Annotated in this window: 18 protein-coding genes; 10 read left to right on the forward strand and 8 right to left on the reverse strand. The window is 34.1% G+C overall.

Translation table 11 applies throughout. From position 1 onward, the window contains the following. Window positions 1–3: 3 nt before the first annotated feature. From HMPREF0669_RS05505 to HMPREF0669_RS05515, 3 genes are read right to left on the reverse strand one after another with little or no spacing between them, the layout of a single operon-like run. Window positions 4–1,365, reverse strand: a complete 1,362-nt coding sequence (locus HMPREF0669_RS05505) for an McrC family protein (RefSeq protein WP_020967215.1) — start codon at window positions 1,363–1,365, stop codon at window positions 4–6. Window positions 1,366–1,375: 10 nt separating this feature from the next. Beyond that, window positions 1,376–2,812 carry an McrB family protein gene (locus tag HMPREF0669_RS05510; protein WP_009227534.1) on the reverse strand — a complete coding sequence of 479 codons (1,437 nt, stop codon included), beginning with the start codon at window positions 2,810–2,812 and terminating at the stop codon, window positions 1,376–1,378. Then, window positions 2,813–3,055, reverse strand: coding sequence for a hypothetical protein (locus tag HMPREF0669_RS05515; RefSeq protein WP_009227535.1), 243 nt, complete (start codon window positions 3,053–3,055; stop codon window positions 2,813–2,815). A 498-nt stretch (window positions 3,056–3,553) separates the two neighbouring features. Here HMPREF0669_RS05515 and HMPREF0669_RS05525 point away from each other — a divergent pair, with 498 nt between their 5' ends. The 10 genes from HMPREF0669_RS05525 (at window position 3,554) to HMPREF0669_RS05570 (ending at window position 16,113) form a co-directional block, all read left to right on the forward strand. Next, entirely contained in the window at window positions 3,554–4,150 is a 597-nt protein-coding gene (locus tag HMPREF0669_RS05525) for a hypothetical protein (protein ID WP_232236478.1), read from the forward strand. A gap of 330 nt (window positions 4,151–4,480) precedes the next feature. Continuing rightward, window positions 4,481–5,980: a hypothetical protein gene (locus tag HMPREF0669_RS05530; RefSeq protein ID WP_044045654.1), complete on the forward strand. Its 1,500-nt coding sequence runs from the start codon at window positions 4,481–4,483 to the stop codon at window positions 5,978–5,980. A 12-nt stretch (window positions 5,981–5,992) separates the two neighbouring features. Further along, window positions 5,993–6,436, forward strand: a complete 444-nt coding sequence (locus HMPREF0669_RS05535; RefSeq protein ID WP_009227539.1) for a hypothetical protein — start codon at window positions 5,993–5,995, stop codon at window positions 6,434–6,436. 64 nt (window positions 6,437–6,500) lie between these two features. Continuing rightward, window positions 6,501–7,985: a hypothetical protein gene (locus tag HMPREF0669_RS05540; protein WP_009227540.1), complete on the forward strand. Its 1,485-nt coding sequence runs from the start codon at window positions 6,501–6,503 to the stop codon at window positions 7,983–7,985. A gap of 30 nt (window positions 7,986–8,015) precedes the next feature. Continuing rightward, window positions 8,016–11,492 (forward strand): hypothetical protein, encoded by a 3,477-nt coding sequence (locus HMPREF0669_RS05545; RefSeq protein WP_020967220.1) that lies wholly within the window; start codon window positions 8,016–8,018, stop codon window positions 11,490–11,492. Window positions 11,493–11,506: 14 nt separating this feature from the next. Beyond that, on the forward strand, window positions 11,507–12,067 hold the full coding sequence (locus HMPREF0669_RS05550; RefSeq protein WP_009227542.1) for a hypothetical protein: 561 nt from the start codon (window positions 11,507–11,509) through the stop codon (window positions 12,065–12,067). 26 nt (window positions 12,068–12,093) lie between these two features. After that, on the forward strand, window positions 12,094–12,936 hold the full coding sequence (locus HMPREF0669_RS05555) for a zinc ribbon domain-containing protein (RefSeq protein ID WP_009227543.1): 843 nt from the start codon (window positions 12,094–12,096) through the stop codon (window positions 12,934–12,936). Window positions 12,937–12,981: 45 nt separating this feature from the next. After that, window positions 12,982–14,280, forward strand: coding sequence for an MATE family efflux transporter (locus HMPREF0669_RS05560; protein WP_009227544.1), 1,299 nt, complete (start codon window positions 12,982–12,984; stop codon window positions 14,278–14,280). Beyond that, complete coding sequence (locus HMPREF0669_RS05565) at window positions 14,280–15,653, forward strand: DNA recombination protein RmuC (protein ID WP_009227545.1); 1,374 nt, start codon at window positions 14,280–14,282, stop codon at window positions 15,651–15,653. Before HMPREF0669_RS05560 ends, HMPREF0669_RS05565 begins: the two co-directional genes overlap by 1 nt. Next, window positions 15,640–16,113: a low molecular weight protein-tyrosine-phosphatase gene (locus HMPREF0669_RS05570; RefSeq protein ID WP_009227546.1), complete on the forward strand. Its 474-nt coding sequence runs from the start codon at window positions 15,640–15,642 to the stop codon at window positions 16,111–16,113. The genes HMPREF0669_RS05565 and HMPREF0669_RS05570 overlap by 14 nt, the downstream gene beginning before the upstream one ends. Before the next feature lie 197 nt (window positions 16,114–16,310). Here HMPREF0669_RS05570 and rpsA read toward each other — a convergent pair whose 3' ends face one another. From rpsA to HMPREF0669_RS05595, 5 genes are all read right to left on the reverse strand, one after another. Beyond that, window positions 16,311–18,086, reverse strand: a complete 1,776-nt coding sequence (gene rpsA, locus HMPREF0669_RS05575) for a 30S ribosomal protein S1 (RefSeq protein ID WP_009227547.1) — start codon at window positions 18,084–18,086, stop codon at window positions 16,311–16,313. Window positions 18,087–18,227: 141 nt separating this feature from the next. Then, window positions 18,228–19,376 carry a zinc ribbon domain-containing protein gene (locus tag HMPREF0669_RS05580; RefSeq protein WP_009227548.1) on the reverse strand — a complete coding sequence of 383 codons (1,149 nt, stop codon included), beginning with the start codon at window positions 19,374–19,376 and terminating at the stop codon, window positions 18,228–18,230. A gap of 17 nt (window positions 19,377–19,393) precedes the next feature. Further along, window positions 19,394–20,095: a glycoside hydrolase family 25 protein gene (locus HMPREF0669_RS05585; protein ID WP_020967221.1), complete on the reverse strand. Its 702-nt coding sequence runs from the start codon at window positions 20,093–20,095 to the stop codon at window positions 19,394–19,396. Between the two features lie 79 nt (window positions 20,096–20,174). Further along, complete coding sequence (locus HMPREF0669_RS05590; protein WP_009227550.1) at window positions 20,175–20,987, reverse strand: hypothetical protein; 813 nt, start codon at window positions 20,985–20,987, stop codon at window positions 20,175–20,177. A 7-nt stretch (window positions 20,988–20,994) separates the two neighbouring features. Further along, window positions 20,995–22,284: a Na+/H+ antiporter NhaC family protein gene (locus tag HMPREF0669_RS05595; RefSeq protein WP_009227551.1), complete on the reverse strand. Its 1,290-nt coding sequence runs from the start codon at window positions 22,282–22,284 to the stop codon at window positions 20,995–20,997. Between the last annotated feature and the right edge of the window lie 6 nt (window positions 22,285–22,290).

Raw genomic sequence — 22,290 nt, forward strand, 5'->3', positions numbered from 1 at the left:
TACTCATTGTTCTTTATACCATGAACCAGTCTTCCACTCTCGCATTAAATTCTCAATAAATCGCTTTTCTTTTACCTTCATTTCCTTACAGAATTCTTCATAAGAAGTAGAAGTTTTACTTATCTCAATTCCAAAGATTGAAATAGGCGTTCCAAGGTGCTTTAAGCGTGAGGTTAGAACACTGAGTTGCTCATTTTGAAGAGGAACAATAAAGCCGCCTCTTTTGCCATTTATAGCTACAATATAGGTAACAATTTGATGAATATCGTCTCGGTTTACCTTCCCGACCTCATGATATTTCTCCAATCTTTTATACTTTGCATCAAGCACAATATCATTTTCTATATAAAAATCTGGATATCGTTTACCTGTATTATCATCAAAAATAGATATCTCCCCCTTACGAAGTTTATTCTCAGCATGCTGAAAGTTCAAATCTTTTATGATGGTATAAACATATTCTTCCCATAACCATGCACCATCAAACAATATTCCAGACAACTCTTTTTCGTCCTTTCCATATCTCACTCCTTCCATTCTTAAAATCTGCATACAAAGCGTTTGAAGCGCAACATAGGCAGTATAATAAGGATGAATCTTTGTTTTTATATTGCTATTGATAACAGAATGGCGTGCATTTCTATTATATAAAGGTGTGGCTCTGATGATTGTTTTTACATTATCTTTTGTTTCTGAATCGATATTTAAAATAGATTGCCCATACTTTTTCGTTTTCATAAACTCAATAGTGTGCCTAATCAATTCAGTAATATCATTGTCTTGCGCATATTCACGAGTGGAATATGCCACCTTTCCCATAAAAGGAACATTCTTTGCAATATATTTATTGACATCGATAGTTCCCTTTATCTTCGAATCATTATATTTAAAAGTTTGATATTCTCTATAAAGTCCTTGTTGCAAGGCAGATCTTAAAAGAGCAGGAAACATAAACATCAAAAAGTCGAAGACATCTTCTTGCTCATTATTATGATTGAGATCGAAAAGATTAAACGACATCACTCGCTGAAGCATATAATGCAAAAAGTAGTCGTTACGACCGCTATCGAATCGGGATTTGATTTTTATTTTTAAGTCACCTATCCCAATAAAGCCCATCATATTACCAGTAGTGATACGCACTTTAGCTATATTTTCAGTGCTTTCTATGTTGAATATACATTCATGTAGAATTTTATCTTTTGTCTTTTTGATTGCATCGGGAAAGATAAGTAGATTGTTATTCTCTCTACAAAGAGCATCTATCGTTTTATTGGCAATAGGAAATAGAGGTGCTATTGATTTTCTATCCAACACACCTTCACTTCTATTAGCTCTATTATTGTCCGTTAGTTCTATTTTCATCAATTACCTTCTACACCGTAGCTTCTTCATTTTCGTTCTTTTCGTAATACACGTCTTTAAAGTTTTTCAATAACTTTTCGGCATCACGAAAGCCACGAAGATATTCTTTTAACAAAGGTTCTATATTCATAGTCCATAGTTTATGGAAATTATTTCCATTCTTTTCTAATTTCTTAAAGTAAGCAGGACCAATTTGGTAAGCATCTCCCAAGCCTTCAGTTTTGGCTATTTCAGCATTTAAAGCCGCCATTTTTTCTTGTGCTTCTTGTGCTTTTCCAAGATTAGATAGCATATAATTGGTATCAGCAGGGGTTATTTCTTTCCAAACAAAACGTCTACGCATCGCAAAATCCATACACTCTACCGATCTATCGATATCGTTCATGGTGGCAAGAATATAAACATTTTCGGGAACATAGAATCCTTTTGCAAACACATCTGTATCAGAAACAAGGTTTTGATATTGCGTCTGCACCAAATTTTCAGTCTGTCCTCTATATCCAGGGTCTATTGCATAGAACAATTCACCAAATATTTTAGACGCATCTCCACGATTTATCTCATCAATAATCAACACAAAAGGTTTTTCATTCACCTTTTGAACATTACTAACTGCAACCTTTTTCTTTTGTTCTCGCAAAGCTTTAACTATTGCATAGATATAAGAATCTTCCTGTCTACCATACTTGTTACCCAAATATTCCCTAATACTCATAACCTTATCCAACTTTACGTCATTTATAAGTAAGGTAAGAATCTCATCTATTTTAATCCAAATTTTTGGCGTTTTCTCGTTATTCTTATTATAAACAGCTAAGGAATTATTTTTTACATCTGATATAATAAATTCTCCTTTTGTTGCTGTATGGTAAGTTTTTTCTGTTTCAATAGACTCCGAAATAAATTCATCTAATTTGTCTTTCCACGACACTTCATTTTTTATTTCTGAAATATTTTTCTTCGAATCTTTTAAGTTTGTGATTGCTTCACGACAAAAATCCTTGAAAATTCCATCTTTACGCTCAAAGCCTATTTGTCCATCTATAGAGTCAGTAGGACGCAATCCCTCAACAAAGTCGGTATAATCATATGATGGATGAAACTGAACAAATTTTATTTCTGCTCCCATCTTCTTCGCAACTTCACATGCCATATAGGTTTTTCCCGTGCCAGGTGCACCTGTTAAAATAAGATTATGGTTTGCTTTTAGCAAGTTTATTATCTCATCATATAATTCTTTTTCTGCCATCTTTGTATTATCTTTTATCTGTATTTCAGTATTCTTCTTATTCTCTTTCAAATAAAGTTGCAAGGCATCAGCCAACTCTTTGCGCAATTGCCATTGAAAACCATCCTTTGCTTTCCAGCCTTTTTGCATTGTGATGCACCAATATAAGTCACTTCCATCAACATTTTGAAGCTTAAACCTATTGAGTTTTGCTTGCACCTACTTTGAAAAGTTCGTTATTTTGCCATTGAAATGAGAGGGCGTTTTATCATATTTCAGAGCAAGACTCTTACACGAAGTGGTGTAATTAGGTTCGCTAAGAAAATAAGAAAGTACTTCAATATAACGCTCTGCGCCCTTATCTTGAAGCAAACTCAACCACTCGTCTACTGATATTTCAACCTCATTACAACTATATTGGCCATTTTCAACAGCAACCTTATATAATTTAAGAGTGTTCATTTATTTTTCTTTGTTTTCTATTTATTCTATTCTTCATTAAAATAGCAAGTCAACCTAAGCATTCGTTATGATATATGAAAAATATGTAGATCGTTCTAATATTGAAATAGATTGTTTAACTGCATCTATCCTCAACGCTCTTCTTGTAGAAAAAGAATGTTTTGAATATGTAATTATTTCCTACAAAGTTAATATTTTGAAACAAATAAAACAAAGAAATAAGGAGATAAAGATTTACCTCCTTTTCTTTACATTTTAATAACAATGACTTTACTGCGCAATATCAATGCTTTTAGGTTGCAAAAGCATTGATATTCTTACCTAAAAGCAATGCTTTTATATAATGATTGCTATTCTCCCTGATCTATAGAGCAATATAGAATTAGTATTCTTTCTACACTTCTATTTCTTTTAAGAAAGTGAATTTAATTATTATTATTAATATTAAAGGGTAGTATGTCATTGAATTATACTACTTTTGTAATATTAAATATAGTTATGATGAAAAGAAATATAATAAGCTCAATGTTATTCTTGTGTTCTTGTATGTGCACTATTTCAGCTCAAACGCCAACAAGTAATAAGCCAGAAACACTTGGAAATAAGATTTCTAAAATATTAAACAAAGCGAGAAAAACTGCAAATAAAGTTGGAAAACAAGTGGGGTATACCCTAGATGCAGATGGACGTTTGAATAAAGAAAACGACCTTATAAAGGTTAACGGCTTATATTATATGCCACTATACACGGTAAACCTATATCAAGGTAAAGAAGCTGCAGAGTTTAAAGACTTTGTTCGAAAGAAATTTGTGGAGAAATATCCTCATACTAAACTGCAAAGTGTGGTGATTCCTCAAACAGATTGGTTGCACGAACCAGTGGAAAAGGGCGATGTTATTGTTGGTTATTTGCAAACGATGTATTGTTATGCTATTGCGCAAGATGGTGAAGAGGGATATATTAACGCAAAATTCACCTTTCAACGATATAGAGAAGTGGGAGGAGAATATCAACCTTTGCAAGAGAAATGGCCTAAGTGGGAACGCACAGATGTGCTTTCTGATAAGGTATATAATAAGTTGTTGACAAAATAATAGTTGTTAATAGAGTGTAGAACAGAATTTTATTGCTTCATTTTTATATTGATATATGATGTTATAAGACTCTGATTTTCAGAAGAAAATAAAAGTATATAAAATTTTTTTATGTCTATGCTGTATTCAGTTAACAACTTGGGTGGAGCTGAATGTAAAATAGATACAGATTTATTTAAATTCTTTATTTTAAATAGTTGCAAATGAGTTGTAAAATAAGTAGTATTGAAATAAAATTACATTGATAATAAGAACAGTTCTAATATTATCTATAATTTATATTGTTTTTTGTATCTTTGCATTGATAGGAATAAAGATATTGACGAAAAGATGAAAAATAGTTGTTTCAAAATGCAGTATTTATTCTTTGCTTTCGCCTTATTTACTGCATTCTCATGCGGAAATAGCAAAGAAAAAGAACTTGATCGACTTGTTGTTAGTTTAGCTTCAGAAGATAAAGAGATAGACTCTAAAGACTGGCAAGAAATTATTTCACTCATTAATTCAGATAAAAGAACATTTAATGACTTTTGTAATTCAAATGGAGATGTTGATGAAGCGAAGCTCAAAAGCTATATTGTTGACTTAATGAATGGCCGTCGTCCCTCTGTGGAAGTAAGCTTTGTGGGTGTTGGAAAAGAGCAAAATGTGAAGGTAAACTTCTACTTAGAACGCTCAGGAAGTATGATTCCATACGATGATGTGAATGGAAATGGTAACTTTAAAGCAGCTATTGTGCAGCTATTAAACAACCTTCCTGGCGATGTAAATAACAATAAAATATACGTTGTAAATAGCACTATCAACGAATATCCAGAGGGCTTCTCTAAGTTTTTGACTGATACTAACATTTTTGAGGCAACTAAAAACATAGGAGATCCAAGCTATACCAACTTTAGTGAGATATTTAAAACATTGTTGAACAACACAAAAAGCAATGAATTAAGTATTCTTGTGTCGGATATGATTTATTCAACTAAAGAGATGTCTGTAGTAAATCCTGAGAAAATCTTTAATGAAATAAAAGGTATGACCCATGCAGTTTTCAATAATATCGTTAAAACAAAATCGATGCTTATATTGAAAATGCAAGGCTCTTACAATGGTTCTTACTACACGTATAACTCTCCCAATAAAGGAATAGCATATCAAGGCGAACGTCCATACTATATTGTTATAGTAGGAGATAACGCTCTTCTTGCAAGAATTTCAAAAGATAAGAATTATAGTTCGTTTAGAGATTTTGCTAACTTACCAGGTTTTCAAGAACAATATCTGTTTGAAACATCAGGCATTTATCGTCCTTACTACTCATTTTTGTTAAGTAATAGCTTAATAAAAGGCCGTTTCCGTCCTGAACACAATCAAGCTAATAGCATTACAAATATCGAAGATTTAGAGGCAGATAAAGAGAGTGGGGAGCTTGATTTGGTGTTGGCTGTAGATTTAAACAATATGTTTATCAACAAAAACTATCTTGTTAATCCTCGCAATTATGAAGTTATTGCAGACGATGAGATACAAATTAAAGCCATAAAACCAATTACAGATAGCGACAGATTACCTGCTGAAAAGAAATACTTATCTACTGCAACGCATCTATTTGTATTGTCTGCAAAGGAAATATCACACGAACAAGAAGTAAAAATACGACTTATTAATAACTTCCCACAATGGGTTTATACTTCATCTACAGACGATGATAGTCAACCAAACAGCACAACTACATTTGCGTTGAAATACTTGTTGCAGGGAATATACGATTCTTATAAAAAGAATTCGGTTGGAGTTCCTTATTACTTCGAATTAAATATGAACTTAAAAAAATAACAATATAATTAAATGAAGAATTTAATACTGCTAGTGTTTGGTGTTGTTATAACACTTGTTTTGGTGCTTTTCTCATCACATATCTATGAGGCTTTGTACTATGAACGTGCTTTCTCTGATGCAATGTATAATGGAAACGTCTATTTTATGATTGCTTTGTTTAGCTCAATTATACTTTGGGTAATGGCAGTTATTTACTATTATGTCATCAATTCGGTTCGTTTTAGCCGTTGGTATCATTGGTTAGTGATGTTATTAGGTGCTTCTTGCTTAGCAACAATAGTGAACTACTATTATGCAAAGAGTATCTTTACAGTTGATAAGCTAGATTTCTCACTTCAGTTATTTAACTTCTCTGTTGTTGAAACCATATTAAATATGGTGTTGTTTATTGTTATTTCATTCTCAATACGTTGGTGGTCGTCTAATTGTAGACATACTCCTATTCCAGAATAATATTATGCGTTTGTTTCTATTTCTAGTTGGTGGGACTGGTTCAAGAGTGTTGCGTCCCCTTGTTATGCAGTTTGCTGCAGGTGTTAGACCACTCGATAACAATGGTAAAGAAATACCTTTAGAGGTTGTACCCATTATTATAGACCCTCATAAAGCAAATGAAGACCTTAAAAGAACAGATAGTTTATTGCGTTCTTATAAGTCTATCAGAAGGTCGATATATGGTGAAAATGTAGAAGTTGGAAATGGATTCTTTTCAACAAAGATATCAACTTTGGCAGATATCATACCCAATGGTTCTACACTTAGTGATACCTTTCTTCTTAATTTAGGAGCTGTTGAATCTACAAAGTTTAAAGATTTTATTGCTTATAACACGTTAGACACCGCTAACCAGGCATTGTGTTCAATGATGTTCTCTGATTATCAACTTGAAACAAAAATGGATATAGGTTTCGTTGGTAGTCCTAATATCGGAAGTGTAGCACTTAATCAGCTTAAAGATAGCGAAGAATTCAGACAATTTGCTAACGTATTCCAAAGCAATGATCGTATCTTTGTGGTCAGTTCTATATTCGGTGGAACAGGTGCAGCAGGCTATCCTGTGATCGTAAAGAATATAAGAAACGCAGCAAATAATAGCAACTTGAGTAATAGAGGTAGTTTAAGAGATGCCAAAATAGGTGCATTAACGGTGCTACCTTACTTCAATATACAACAAGATGAGAATAGTCCTATCTCACGAGCCGACTTCATTTCAAAAACAAAGTCGGCATTGTTTTATTATCACGACAATCTAACAGGATTGAAACAAAATGGAATAGACCTACCACTTTCAAAGGTAAACGCTTGTTATTATTTAGGAGATGAGGTTCCAAGTAATCCTTATTATAATGATCCAGGAGAGGATGGACAACGCAACGATGCTCATATTGTAGAGTTTGTTGGTGCTCTTTCGGTGCTTGACTTCTTGCAAATAGCTGATGAAGACCTATTAACTATGGACGGAAATGCCCGTAATCCTATTTATAAAGAATATGGATTATCGTTTGATAAACAAACAATTTCATTGAAAGATCTTGGTTTATCGAGTCGTGCATTAGTGAATAAGCAGCTAATTAAATTCCATTTAGCTTATATGTATTTAACACATCAATTGAAAGAGGATATCGGACGTGGTTATACTCAAGATGAACCAGTTATTGGAAAGAGCTTTTTATCAACCACATTCTACACTACTTTAATGGCAGATTTCTTCGTTTCATATCGTCAATGGTTAAAAGAATTGGCAGGAAATCAAAGAAGTTTCGTCCCATTTAACCTCGCAACAGACAAGTTAAGCGATGTAGTTACAGACATTTCACCTAAAACAGGATTGTTTAAGTCGGCAATTAACTATAAAAATGTATTGTCTTCATTAAACAAAGAGAGTTTGCAATCGGTAAAGAATGGTTCTTTAAAAGAGCAAACACCAAGCTATAAGCTATTCACTCTCTTAAATATTGCATTAGATAAGTTGGTGGATGAGAAATACGAAGCAATCGTTTAATATTTAAGAAACACGTAAAAAGGAAGCAAAGTGAGCAAAATATTATCATATAATAAGAAGACAACAGGAGAAGGTTGGATATCTTTACACAACCAATATGGCGCAGACGAGATCAGTATGATTATCGATCCGAATGCTGGTTTGAGTCAAAAACCACGTACAGCGATACCTTCTCCATTTGCACAAATGGACCTTGTTAAGAATGCTTTCAATCGTTTAGCGATGTCAACTACATTAGAAGGAGAAGTGATGGATAAGCTTCTTGTGTCTAATGCGTTAGATATTGCTCAGCTATTCTTTAACTTTGGTGAGATGAAAAACCAACTACGAGTGGTTGAATGGAACAAAGATAAGGCATTGTCAGACTTAAAAAACAACGTACAACACGCCCTTTTAGGTGAAACAATATCGATGTTTTTAGAGCAAGATAAAGAGGCTTTTAACTTTGATAAGTTTGATAAACTCTACTTCTTGTTATATGAAAACAAGGTAATAGGCTCTACTTCGCCCATTACTTTGTTCATGGCTACACCCAATGCACAGGTTGGAAAGTATCCAGTAACAGTAGAACAAAATATCAAATTATTTGATACTGTTCGTCATTTGCATTGTAGAGATACTCGATTTATAAAGTATCTTTATGCTATGTTCAACGCTTATCCACAGTTAAAGCAATGTTGTGGGGAAGTGAATGCTTATCTTGTGAGAGTATTTGAATTGCTCTCTGCAGAGATTCGCAATGAGATTTTAACAGAAATAGGCAATCCTACATCTTTAGACTTAGAGAATATCGAGAAAGCTAAGCTCTTCTTGCAAACCAACTATTTGGCTATTGATGGCGGAGTGCAAATCTTTGGTATTCCATTTTATGGTCTTCGACAAGAGGATGTGTTAGATGGTATTGCCTCAAGTGACTTTGTTATTAACACAAAGAAGGCACAAAATGAGCCTTTACCACTTGTTTTACAAAACAACTTATCGTCTTATCAAAGTGTACCTTATAAGTATATTACAGGCAATTGGGACGATAAACAACAGATTTCGTATACAGATTATGCGGTAGAACCATCAAAACGCACCCTACCAGGAACGTCTCATGTTTATCCTTGGCTAACAGATGACGACTTCTTTCAGCCTTCTCTCATCAAACTTGATTATACATTAAATAGAGATTGCTATTTCGATGGCAACCTATCTCTATCTACTAAGGATGTAGATGATAACGATTTCTTGATTCCTATAAAGCCTTTGTTTTTTAAATACTTTGATATTGAAGACCTAAAGGGTAAGATTGGCGGATTACCTAAGTTTGAAATGCGTCATGAAAAAATAGGAGGTAATGAGGCTTTAACTGCTATTCTGCGAATTCCAGTGAAGAAAGAAGGAGGTTTTATCACATTAAAGCGTACCTACCTCAAAGCAATTGATAACAATTATGCTTACGACCGCAAGAATGATAAAGGCTATTTCGTGAATATTGCCTTTACATTAAACCTCTTCCCATTTATTAAAACAGAAGGAATAAACCACTATAATGTTCAGTTAATTGATAGAGCTTTAGGCGATTTCGATAATCATGGCATTGGTTTGTCATTCTATAAAGAGACTGAAGCTGAGGCTTTAGATGCCCAAAAGGTAAATATTCGAGAAAGAAGTTATAAGAAAGAGAAGCGTGTAGGCTCTTCTTATTATAAGGTAGATGATAACTTCGATTATATACTTGTAAACCTATCAAGTAGTAATTCGTCTACACCTATCGAGGGAGTAATATGCCCTAATTGGACAAGTTATATCCCAGGACACGATAGTTACACCTTTGCAGTAGACTTTGGAACAACCAATACTCACGTAGAAAGCATGCAGGCAGGTGCTTTACCACAACCTCTTATGTTGAATAGTGTGGCTGTTGAGAAGATGGTTGCAACCCTATATAATGGCTCAAGCATTTTATATGATGTTATTTTGAAACAAGAATTCTTACCAAAATGCATCGGAGAAGATTATTGTTTCCCACAAAGAACAGTATTAAGTGAAAGCGAACGCCTTGATATTGTTAGTATAGATCATCTCGTTCCATTAGGAGATACCAACATTCCGTTTATATATGAGAAGGAATCTGTCGGCTATGGCAACAACATTGTCACAGATTTAAAATGGTCGGTAGAGCTTTCTTCGAGCAAGAGAGTAAAGGCATTCCTAACCGAACTCGCTTTATTAATGCGTACAAAGGTACTTTTAGAGCATGGAGATTTAAGCAAGATATCTCTTGTTTGGTTCTATCCTCTTTCTATGAAGATCGGAAATGTGCGTAAATTAGGAGAGATGTGGGAGTCTATTTTTGCTGAAGTCTTTGGCGTACAGGCAAGCAATAGCAACCTAATACACATGCCCGAATCGGTTGCTCCTTATTATTTCTATAAAAATTTAGGAACCTTTAGAGGTGCAGCTTCAACCGTTGCAAGTATTGATATCGGTGGAGGTTCGAGCGATATTGCCATCTTTAAAGGTACAGAGGCACAGCCATTACTTCTTTCTTCATTTAGATTTGCAGCTAATGCGCTATTTGGAGACGGCTTTTCTGATATCCCAAGAGGTAACAGAAATCCAATGGTTACAACCTATGTCAACTACTTTAAGCGTTTATTTGATGCTGATGACGATAAGTATGGAGAACTAAATGGCATATTAGACGATATTACAGAGAAGCAAAAGAGTGACGAGATCAACGCCTTCCTCTTCTCAATTATCAACAATCAGGCAGTTCTTGGAAACGACATATTCTCGTATAATAAACGACTTAACGAAGATGCGCATCGCAAAATCATCTTCCTTTATTTCTATTCAGCTCTTATTTATTATGTAGCTAATCTAATGAAGCATCATAATATCGATAAACCTCGTAACGTGATGTTCAGCGGAACAGGTAGTAAAGTTTTAGATATTGTTGGTAGTCAACGTGATTTAGATATGATGACACAGGCTATTTTCGAACGAGTTTATAACGAAACATATACCGATAGCACTTTCTCTGTGGTAATGGAGCGTCGTGAACCAAAGCAAATAACATGTCGTGGTGCATTGATGCAGATGAAAGATCCAACAGGAACTCAGCTCATTAACGAGCTAAATAACATCATGGATGGTTTCGATAATACCATAAAAGTAAACTATTCTTTGTTAGATAAAGAGCATTTAACCTATGGTGATATGGATGATACAGCCATTCAGCAAGCCGTGATCACTAAAGTAAAAGAGTTTAACAGTTTCTTTATCGAGCTTTGCGATGCTCTTCGAGTTGTTGATAGATTCTTGGTTGATAACCAATCTTATCAAAAGTTCAAAGCAATAGTTAACAATGATCTCGATCATCATTTAGTAACTGGCTGGAACTTCATTAATAAGAATGCCCAAGATAAGAATAAAGAAGACATCATTGAAGATACAATGTTCTTCTATCCAATCATTGGAACCATTCGAGATAACTTGATAGAAGGATTAACCAACTAAGAATTAACGAGATAATGTTTTCAAAAATATTTCGTTCGGAACAAGAAAATAAAGACGAAGAGAATAATTCTTTGGCTTATACAACCGATGAATTAGTAGAGAGAATAGAGGCTTTAGAAACAAAAATAGCATCTTTAGAGGCTTTATTAGCTGATTATGAAGAACTAAAAGTCACAATAACTCAACTTCAAAAGGCTCAAGAAAAGCCTGCAAACTCTGCTTTAAATAGCGAACATACAATAGCAAAAGCTCCTCAAAAAGTAGGCAAGTTATACCTCGAAGCACCACTTCAAGATGGTTCTTTTAGTACTTTCTCTAAAGAAGAGCATGTGGGGAAAAGTTTATATGTATTAGAAACACAGGATAGTAAAACTGGAACTTTCCGTGTTTTAGAATCGAACGATGCTCTTGCAACATTGCTAATCAGTACTTCGCAGCTTGTAAAGCCAGTGTGTAAGTTGGTAGATTCGAAGGTAAGAATGCCTCAACGAATTATAAATGTTGAAGAAGGACAAGCCATTTTTGTTGACAATGTGTGGAAAACAACTCAAAAAGCAGTTGTAAGACTAGAGTAATTGCTGGATAAACGACAGACGTGTAGATGGAAATAGAAGTAAAATGTCCTAAATGTAGATTCCGATTTGATACCGAAGTACATCGTGGAGTAACAGAAATAACAACTGCTTGTCCTCGATGTGGATTTCCTTTTAGTCATGTTCTCAATGATGAGGTGATAGAAGAAGTACTTTCTCAGCCCGAAGAGGTAAAGGAATTGGTTTCAAACGTCGTATCAACTGTAAATCAAGGATATACAAAGGAGAATGTAAAAGTAGTGCAAAAGTGCGATGAAAGCAATGCTATTGTATCTCAAAAACAATCAGTTTACACTCCAAAAGCACCTCAATTACGACCCAATAGCATTGAAAGTTTACCAAATAACTATGCTACTAGACCTTTAAATGAGAAAGATGGTAAAGGAAAAGTGATAGGTGTTGTAGCCTTTGTACTTGTTTTAATGCTTGGCGTTTTATATCTATTTAAAGGCTTTATATTTGGAGAAAACACCAATCAGTTTACAGAAGCCTCGAAATATGTAAATGATTTGCAATACGATTCACTCAAGGTGGTGAATGATAAAGCATATTCCTTGGTTGCAGACACTGTGGGCTTTGAAGGCATAAAACCCCAGAAATCACCTTCTTGGATTCAAGGAACATGGCGAGCAACAACAGATTATGGTTTGATTGTATTGAAAATTAAAGATAATACCATTATAGAAAGTATCGAAGATCTAAGTTCTGAGGGCACATTCTTTTATAATGATGGTGTTTTATATTGTACTTTCCCAGAGAAAACAAAGATGCGTTATTATCTAGATGCAGATAATTTAGTTATCAAGCTCGATGGGTTTAATACGTTTACAAAGCAAAATAGATGTAAGTAGAATGTCTTTTGAACTTTAAATATTGATGTTTTCTTTTGAAAAGATATGAATATTCGAAATCAACAAATATTAAATCTTGCCATACCTTCGATTATTTCCAATATAACCGTTCCACTTTTAGGTCTTGTAGACCTTGCTATTGTTGGACATCTTAATAACATAGCCTTGATAGGAGCGGTGGCTGTAGCAACAACAATCTTTAATGTTCAATATTGGTTGTTAGGCTTTTTGCGAATGGGAACAAGCGGTTTAACCTCACAAGCATTGGGAAAAAGAGACTTTCAAGAAGTGTTAAAAGTGCTTTTGAGAGCTTTTTTTATTGCAACCTCTATCTCGTTGCTATTAATAGCAATGCAACAGGGTATTTTGTGGGGTGCTTTGAAGATGATGAAACCATCGAATAGTGTTACAACCTTTGTAGAAGTCTATTTCAATATTTGTATTTGGGGAGCACCAGCAACGCTCGGTCACTATGTATTAAATGGTTGGTTTGTAGGTGTTCAAAATACAAAAATCCCCATGTTTGTAGCCATTTTCCAGAATATAGTTAATATTTTGGCAAGTCTTTTGTTTGTCTTTGTATTTAAAATGAGTATTGCAGGAGTGGCTCTTGGAACGCTAATATCTCAATGGTTGTCGTTCTTTGTGTCAGTAGGTTTGCTCTTTTTGAACTATTCTAAATTAAGAAAATACCTCTCTTTCCATAATTTATGGAATAAAGAAGAACTTAAACGCTTCTTTAATGTTAATAGAGACATCTTCTTGCGCACCCTTTTCTTGGTGCTTGTAAACCTCTTTTTTGTAGCAAGAGGAACCCGACAGGGCGATTTAATATTATCTGCTAATACCTTATTAATGACCTTCTACACCATATTCTCCTATATTTCAGATGGTTTTGCCTATGCAGGCGAAGCTTTAAGCGGTAGATATTATGGGGCAAAGAACATAAAGGTGTTCAATGAAATATATAGCAGTTTGTTTAAATGGGGAATTGGTTTAGCACTTATTTTCACCTTGTTATATCTCGTTTTAGGACTTCCTTTCTTGTCGATCATCACCAATGAACAGCAAGTTGTGTTGGTTGCGGAAGGTTATATGATATGGGCTGCAATGATTCCAATTGTTGGTATTGCAGCATTTGTATACGATGGCATCTTTATAGGCATAACAGAAACACGAGGAATGCTTATATCTTCGTTTGTGTCAGCATGCCTTTTCTTTGTCGTATCCATATCAACCGCAACCATATTAGGCAATCATGGCTTATGGCTTGCTATGCTTGTGTTTCTAGGTATGCGTGGTTTGGTTCAAGGAATTATAATGAATAAAAAAATAAAAACATAATGGAAATAGTATATATATTAGTGGGTTTGTGCGTGGGAGCAGTCGTTATGCACTTTTATAATTTGGTGAAAGTGAAAGATATGCAAAGCGGTGAATTGCTTTTGAAGCAGACTTGCGAACAAACAAAATTGCAATTAGTGGAGAAAGAACATGAGCTGAGAGAACTAAGTGCAAGTAGGGAGCAACTAAATGATGAATTGGTGGCTACTAAGGTGGATTTAGAACGTGCATTAACACAACTCACTTCAGAGCGAAATCAAAATTCTAAAGAGGCATTATTGCGTCAAGAGCAATTTGAAGAGCAGATAAAAACGTTGAAGGAGCAGTTCTCTAACTTGGCAACCAAAGTGTTAGAGTCGACAGGAGAGAAGTTAAAAGCCACCAATAATGAGGCTTTAGAGTTGATTACAAAGCCTCTTCAGCAGAATATTAACCAGCTTCAACAAGCAATAAAGCACACCAATACAGAAACAGCTCGCTCAACTTCGGCATTATCAGAGCAACTTAAAGCTATGGCTTTGCATACGCTAAAGATAGATGAAACGGCAAATCGCCTTACAAATGTGATTAAAGGTGGAAATAAAGAACAAGGAAAGTGGGGCGAAAGAATGTTAATTGATATTCTTGAGTCGCAAGGTTTGCAACGAGGTGTTGATTATGATCTTCAACAAATCATTACAGATAGAAAAGGAAATGCCATTCTTAATGAAGATAGCGGAAAGAAAATGATTCCAGATGTCATTCTTCATTATCCTAATAACGAAGATATCATTATCGATTCTAAAATGTCTATCGAAGCATATTATAACTATATGAATGCTGAAACCGATGTTGCTAAGACACAATATGCAGCAGATTTGGTTAGAAGTATTCGCAATCAGGCAAACGATTTGGCAAAGAAAGATTATAGTAGATACATTGCAAAGAATAGAACAGCTGTAGACTTTGTTATTATGTTTGTACCTAACGAAGGGGCATTACAGCTTGCTTTGGCAAAAGAACCAAAACTATGGGGTGAGGCTTTCGATAAACAAGTGTTTATAACAAGTCAACAAAACCTATTAGCCGTGTTGAAAATGATTCAAATGTCATGGCGACAATTCCATCAAACCGAAAACCAAAAGAGAGTGTTTGCATTGGCAGAAGAATTATTGAAGCGTGTAGGTGATTTTATAAAGCGATTTGACAAGGTGGGAACAGCAATAGATAACCTTAAAGGAAGCTATGATGAAGCCTATAAAAAGGCTTATACAGGTAGACAAAGTGTTGTTCAAAAAGCAAATGAAATAAAAGAACTTGGAGTTAAAGAGTCGTCTCTTTCTCCTTTAAAAGAAACAGAAAACCAATTATTTAACGACGATGGAAAAGAATAAAATACTCTTTGTTTGTTTAGGAAATATATGTAGAAGTCCAGCAGCAGAAGGCGTTATGAAGGCCTTTGTTCAACAAAGTGGACGAGAGAATGACTTTGAAATAGACTCAGCAGGAATAGGAGGGTGGCATATTGGACAGCTTCCTGATGAGCGAATGAGAAAACGTGGCTTGCTAAGAGGATATAACTTTAATTCTCATGCACGTCAGTTTCAGATCGAAGACTTTGATAATTTTAATAAAATCCTTATTATGGATCATGAGAATTACAAAGCTTTAAAGGCAAAAGCACCTAGCGATGAGGCTTTAAGTAAGGTGGAAATGCTGGCTAATTATATGATTTCTCACCCTAATCAAGATATTATTCCCGACCCATATTATGGCGGAGTTTCTGACTTTGATTATGCTCTCGACTTAATTGAAGATGCATGTGAGTCGCTATTAAAAAGCTATGATAAATAAAAGAGGTATAGTTTTATAAAGAGGGTAGACAGCTTTTTTACATGAACTTCTAGGTAGTGTATTAAAAAGTAGTCAGTAATGACAAGTCTACCAAATGCCCATTACACTAAATATTATTATATACCTTAAAACTAAAAGAGAATATGCGTCTTTCGATACATATTCTCTTTCATTTATATAGAAATTAAGGATACTAATTATTCACCTTTTTCCATTTTAGCTTTCAATGCAGCAAGAGCATCGATATCACCAAGAGAAGTGCTTGCTGCTACGTTGTTTACTTGAGCAGAATCGTTCTTCTTAGCGTTACTTGTGTGTTGCTTGCGAGGTTTAGCCTCTTCTTTACCTTCTTCGAAAGTACGACTATGAGAAAGAATAATTCTCTTAGTTTCCTTTACAAATTCGATAACCTTGAAGTCTAGTTCTTCACCTACTTGAGCTTGTGTGCCATCTTCTTTAACTAGGTGTTTTGGAGTTGCGAAACCTTCTCCACCTTCGTTCAATGTGATAACTGCACCCTTGTCCATCATATCTGTGATCTTACCCTTGTGCAATGAACCTGGAGTGTAAAGAGTTTCATAAGCATCCCAAGGATTATCTTCAAGTTGTTTGTGACCAAGGCTTAGTCTGCGGTTTTCTTTATCTATCTCAAGAACAACTACATCGATTTCAGCTCCTACTTGAGTGAATTCAGATGGGTGCTTAACTTTCTTAGTCCAAGAAAGATCTGAGATGTGGATCAATCCATCAACACCTTCTTCTAGTTCAACGAAGATACCGAAGTTAGTGAAGTTACGAACCTTAGCTGTGTGTTTGCTAGCAATAGGATATTTAACCTCGATAGTTTCCCATGGATCTTCTTTAAGTTGTTTGATACCTAAAGACATCTTACGTTCTTCACGATCAAGTGTAAGAACAACAGCTTCTACTTCGTCACCAACGTGTAAGAATTCTTGAGCAGAGCGTAAGTGTTGGCTCCAAGACATTTCTGAAACATGGATAAGACCTTCTACACCTGGAGCAATTTCAACGAATGCACCATAGTCTGCGATAACAACTACTTTACCCTTAACATGGTCACCCACCTTAAGTTCTGTGTTAAGAGCATCCCATGGGTGTGGAGTTAATTGTTTTAGGCCTAGAGCGATGCGTTTCTTTTCATCATCAAAATCAAGAATTACAACGTTAATCTTTTCGTCTAGAGCAACTACTTCGTGTGGATCACTTACACGACCCCATGAAAGGTCTGTTATATGAATAAGACCATCAACACCACCTAGGTCGATAAATACACCATAAGAAGTGATGTTTTTAACTGTACCTTCAAGGATTTGGCCTTTTTCAAGTTTGCTAATAATTTCTTTCTTTTGTGCTTCTAGTTCAGCTTCGATAAGAGCCTTATGAGAAACAACCACGTTACGGAACTCTTGGTTGATCTTTACGATCTTGAATTCCATAGTCTTTCCTACGAATACGTCGTAGTCACGAATAGGATGAACGTCGATTTGGCTTCCTGGTAAGAATGCTTCGATACCGAATACGTCAACAATCATACCACCCTTTGTACGACACTTGATGTAACCTTGTACAATTTCTTCTTTGTCAAGAGCTTCATTAACACGATCCCAGCTCTTATTTAGGCGTGCTTTCTTGTGAGAAAGTTCAAGTTGTCCTTTCTTATCTTCTTGCATCTCTACATATACTTCCACTTTGTCACCTACTTTTAGGTCTGGGTTGTATCTGAATTCAGATGCAGGAATAATACCATCACTCTTGTAACCGATGTTAACGATAACTTCTTTCTTGTCTACATGAGTAACAGTTCCCTCAACAACTTGGTGTTCTGCAATTTTATTAAGGGTTTCATCATAAGCCTTTACAAGGGCTTCCTTGCTGGCATTATTGCCAGAACCATTTTCGAATTCTTCCCAATTGAAGTCTTCTAATGGTTGTACGTTCTTTAAGTTTGACATAATGTTAATTAAAAATGAATTAATAAAGTTAGACTTTATATTGATTAAATAAAAATCATTGCAAAGTTACATCATTGTTATTATAATATTGATACGAGTGTATTTACAAATGGTTAGTTTATTCTTTTTTAACTAAAATAGCTATTCTAGGATCTTAATCATATTGAATTCTACGATTTTTCCAGTAGGATCTATTCTCGTTTGTACTCTATATTTATTAGCTTCAGACTGGCCATCCTTTAATTTAACATCTTGAGCAACATTAAATATTGTTGTATATTCATATTCTTCAAGTCCTATTTCTTTTTTCTTAATTTTAAGATTATTGTCTATACTCCAATAAATTGATTCTACATTATCTTTATATAGTTTACTCATAAATAAAGCAATATCAGAACGATTGAAATCTGTTTTATTAAGGAACGATGAAATATTGGGACTAATTGTTTCTTGTACCTTATTTTCGTTACGTTCACTTATGCCTCTAAAAAAGGTTTTTATGGTTCCAGCTACCATTTGGTATTCATCTTGTTGCACCTCTTTAGTTTTGAGAATTCTAATCTTTTCATTAGCCTCATTGATATAGTTGCCGTCATAGTGATCGCTTATGTAAGTATTATATGCTTCAATTGTGTTCTTTTGAGAGACAGCAACAAAGTCTAAAGAGTCGATTTTTTGCAGTGCTTCCTTTTTATGTTTAGGGTTTTCATATTTAGATAAGTATTCTTCAAAGGCTTCTTTGGAATTCTGAATAAGTGCATTTGTCCACTCTTTATCTGTGGAAAGTAATATTGAAAGATGTGCATTGATTGAATCTATATGCTCTTGTGGAGCATCTTTCGAATAAGTATTAAGATAATCCTCAAGTATTCCGATTTCCTTACTATTCATAGCTAGCTCGTAAGCTTCTTTCTCATTCTTCTTTTGTGCATTGCTATATATATATAAGAACGTTGCGCAAATAAGAAGTGCGATGATGAATGAAGACAAAATAATAATCTTTTGGGGGTTCTTGTTTTTTTGTGAAACAGACTGTTGAGACTCTATTAGAGAGGCAATCTCAATAGTTTGGGAAGGATTTTCTATAGGAGTTGTTCCCTTAACAGGTGTTATTTCTGTCGTATTTTTTTCAGAAGCGCACTTGGGACATTCTTCTTTTTCAGTGAGATAAGCATTATTGCATGTAGTGCATATTGTTATTTTACCCTTTATTTCAACACCGCAAGTGGGGCATATTGGGGCTTGGTCGCTTACAGGAGCATTACATTCTGGACATTTTATTATAGCCATAGTTTTCTGATTTTATATTATTGTTTAAAGTGAATAAATCGTATTTCACGCATACCATGCGTCCCAAAGAATCTACTTTTATCAACAAAACCATTTATTCCGTTAATTCTTCCTTTACCAGTGTATTGCCACATTGTGATATCTCTACCATCTTTTAAAACCGGTTCCCGTTGAGTATATTGTGCAATCATCAGCTTATAACCATCAATTTTACCAGACAGATAATTATCATAAAAGTTTGTAAAGGTATAAAGTAGAGGTTTTTGTTTATATTCTTTTTCGACCATTGATAAGAATTTTAAAAGAGAATCGCAAAATTCTTCTGTTGATAATCCACTTTTTGTTTCTATATCAATCATAGGAATAAGGTCTTGATCTTCTGGTCTACATTGAGTCCTGAAGTTTTCTAGCTGTTTTGTTAAGTTTGTTTTAGGTCTAAAAAAGTGGTAAGATCCCACTTTTAGTCCATATTTATGAGCTAAGTCGATATTATAAGAATATGTTTTATCTATATTATCACCTCCCTCTGTGGCTTTAAGATACACATAAGCCATCTTTGTATTTTCTCCAATTGTTTCCCAAAAGACATTTCCTTGATAGTGACTAAGGTCAATACCATGTACATGACAACAAGTATCTTCACAGTTATAAAAATCGTCTTGGGCAGAAACTGAAATTGAAAAGATGTAAAAAAGAATAAATATAAATATATGTTTCATGTTTACAAAGTTACTAAAACTATAAATTGGAATATTTTTCCTTGTATTTTTTTTGCATATATTATATTTTGATTTATTCTTATTCTTGTACATCTGATATGCTATGAATGAAACTAGTGATGAAATTACTTGTAGCTTCTATTGGTGCATAAGGGAAATATTTGAAACTTATTTTGATGTTTCTTCTTAATACTTCAGGATTATTATAAATAAATCCGTTATCTCCTTCTCTGATTGTCCATTCTTCTTTGGTACTATTCGTTTTGATATTTCCTAGCGAATGCATAAATAGAGTATAGGAAGAATTGCTAACTTTATCAACAAAGGGGACTTCTGTTTTATCAAACTTGAATATTGTTACCAGTATACTTCCTATGAGTCCAGTTATATTTACTATATGTAAACTAGATAACCAATGGTTTAATTTTTTGAAGTCGATATCATCTCTATTGTTTCTTATATAGATTCCAAGTTCTAATACCAATTTTATCGACAATCCTATTCTGAATAAATGGTTGACATTCTCGATCAATAGCTCAAGTAAATCTAATGTTGTAAGAGAAGAACTTTTATTTGTAAGTTCTTCTTTTTTTATCTTTTCCAATTTAATATTCAGCAATTTATTCGATAGTTTTATCGTTTTAGATTCTTCAATCGCATTATTTTGATTTGAGATTTCTTCTAAGTTATAAAGGATAATATTAGGAACATTAAATTCTTTATCGTATTGATGATTTTTCAATCCTTTATGAATAAAAGAAGATACATTATGAATCACAGCCATTTTAAATAATTTTTCCCATTTGAAGCTAGACATGGGTTCTATATTACCATATTCATTTAATGCTCCAGATTTTAATAATGTGAGAAGATTTCTATGTATTATATCCATAGTTTTCTTAAGAATATTTTTTAGGATAACGTATTAATATAGAGAATAAAGCCATTAATGCAATAGCTATAGGATAGTAGGTGTATCCAACAATTTCGATAGGTGAAACTTTAGTTAAACCTGCTGCCATAAGAATTTGTGCCCCATATGGAAGTATTCCTTGTATTGCGCAAGAAAAAGTATCGAGAATACTTGCTGATTTTCGAGAGTCAATCTCAAATTTTTTACTTATTTGTTTAGCTATATTTCCAACTGTTATAATTGCAATAGTGTTGTTTGCCGTGCATATATTGACAAATGACACAAGAAGACCGATTGATAATTCTGCTCCTATTTTACCTTTAATAAACTTTGTCAAAATAGCTATTATATAATGAATCCCACCATTATGTTTAATAATTGCAAGTAACCCACCTGCCAACATTGTTACAATTATGAGTTCACCCATACTTGTCATACCGTCACCTAAGGTTGCAAACCAACCATATAGATTATAACTTTGAGCATAAAGTCCCAGTGAACCACTAAAAATAAGACCTACAATTAACACAATCATCACATTAAATCCTCTCAAAGCCATAAGAATTACAACAAGATAAGGAATGATATAGATATAATTAAATCTTGGTAATTCAGTAGGTTTTTCAAGTCCATATCCTATGATCGTATATATAATAAGTATGCATATCGCAGCAGGAACTACAATTAAACTATTTACTTTAAATTTATCTTTCATGCTACAGCCTTGACTTGACGTTGCGGCTATTGTTGTATCAGATATAAATGAGAGGTTATCTCCAAAGAAGGCACCTCCAATAACAAGGCCTAAAATAAGAGGTTCGTCTACTCCTAGAACATGAGATAAGCCTGATGCGATTGGAACCAAAGCAATAATAGTTCCCACACTAGTGCCTATTGCAAGACTAATGATGCATGCAGAAAGAAAAAGTCCTGCAAGAATAAACTTTGCTGGAAGTATATTTAGAATGAAGTAAACGGTTGCGTCGACGCTTCCCATTGCTTTTGCTGATGCAGCAAAGGCTCCTGCAAGAATAAAAATCCAGACCATCTGTAATAAACTATTTTGCCCAGCCCCCTCTGTGAAGATTGATATTCTTTTCTCTATGCTTTCTCCTCTGGTCATCATTATTGCAGATACACTTGCAATTAAGAAACTTACTGTTACAGGAAGTTTATAAAAATCCTTTGCAATAATAGCACACAAAAGGTACAAAGCAATAAAAATAAAAAGTGGAGTTAAAGCTTTTAATCCTGAAATGTGTTTTATTTTGCTCATTTTTAA

The sequence above is a fragment of the Prevotella sp. oral taxon 299 str. F0039 genome (genome assembly GCF_000163055.2).
In the GTDB taxonomy this organism is placed as follows: Bacteria; Bacteroidota; Bacteroidia; order Bacteroidales; family Bacteroidaceae; genus Prevotella.